Source organism: Paenibacillus sp. P4_E11, from assembly GCF_056401635.1.
The window spans coordinates 1-1,145 of sequence record NZ_JBFUIX010000527.1; the positions used below are offsets into that span (position 1 = coordinate 1).

Below are 1,145 nucleotides of genomic sequence, written 5' to 3' on the forward strand. Positions count from 1 at the left end.
ATAATAGAGACAGGGATGGACAGAAATTCGCTTACGAAATACGCAATAAGCAAAGCTGCAAGAATGACCCAGGATAATTTAAACAATCTCATATCCTTAATGGCTTCTTTCGGCTTTTTTAGTTGAGTGAGATTGTAGCTCTTGGGGATGCTTGTACGGAAAAACAAATACAATACCAAGAGACTCGCCAGGATCGAGAAGAAAGTAGGAACGATCATACGGCTCGCATATTCTGCAAATCCGATGTCGAAATAATCGGCAGATACGATGTTAACCAAGTTGCTGACTACAAGCGGCAGGGATGCGGTATCTGCGATGAAACCACTCGCCATTATAAAGGGGAGAATCATCCTTTCATCAAATTTAAGCGCCCTTACCATCGCCAACACAATCGGGGTGATGATCAAGGCAGCGCCATCATTCGCGAACAGGGCTGCGACAGCCGACCCTAGCAGGATGATATATCCGAACATCAGCATCCCATTACCTCGTGCCAGACGGGCCATGTGTAGGGCCGCCCACTCGAAAAATCCGATTTCATCCAGCACCAGCGAGATTAAAATAATGGCTACAAAAGCCAACGTTGCATTCCACACTATGCCGGTAACAGTACCCACATCTGAGAAGCTGACCACGCCGCAAATTAAAGCAATAATGGCACCTGCACTTGCCGACCAGCCGATGTTTAAGCCTCTTGGTTGCCAGATGACAAACGCTAAGGTAACTAAAAAAATAAGAAATGCTACGTAAACCATACAAGCCCTCCTGTATTAATTACAGCAATTATTGTCTTCACAAATCGCATGAATTTTCTCTATTTGCGAAGGGATCTGTTTGAGAATTTCTGCGATGTATGGCCTGTCTTGTATGCTTAAAGAATAATAAACCCATTGGCCTCTCTTCGATTCCTTGACAAGCCCACCATCTTTTAGTTTACGCATATGCTGACTAATATTCGGTTGGCTAGTTTGTAGTAGCTCAACGATCTCACATACGCAAAGCTCTTTTTCGTTAAGCAACGCCACTATGGAAAGTCTATTTTTATCGAGCTGTCTATCCGGATATGACTTGGAACGCCATTGGGGAAGCGATGCGACGAATATCCGATAGGCACCGTGATGAGATTCGACAGTCCAGGCTTGGTG

The 1,145-nt window shown here is 44.7% G+C and carries 2 protein-coding genes; both read right to left on the bottom strand.

Annotated elements, in window-relative coordinates; all coding sequences use genetic code 11:
• Positions 1-755 (bottom strand): arsenite/antimonite efflux transporter (gene arsB / locus AC1DWB_RS35740; protein WP_477545805.1); only part of this gene is annotated, 755 nt, incomplete at its 3' end.
• A gap of 15 nt (positions 756-770) precedes the next feature.
• Positions 771-1,145, bottom strand: a 375-nt coding sequence (locus AC1DWB_RS35745) for an ArsR/SmtB family transcription factor (protein ID WP_477545806.1), incomplete at its 5' end; no start/stop codon positions are given.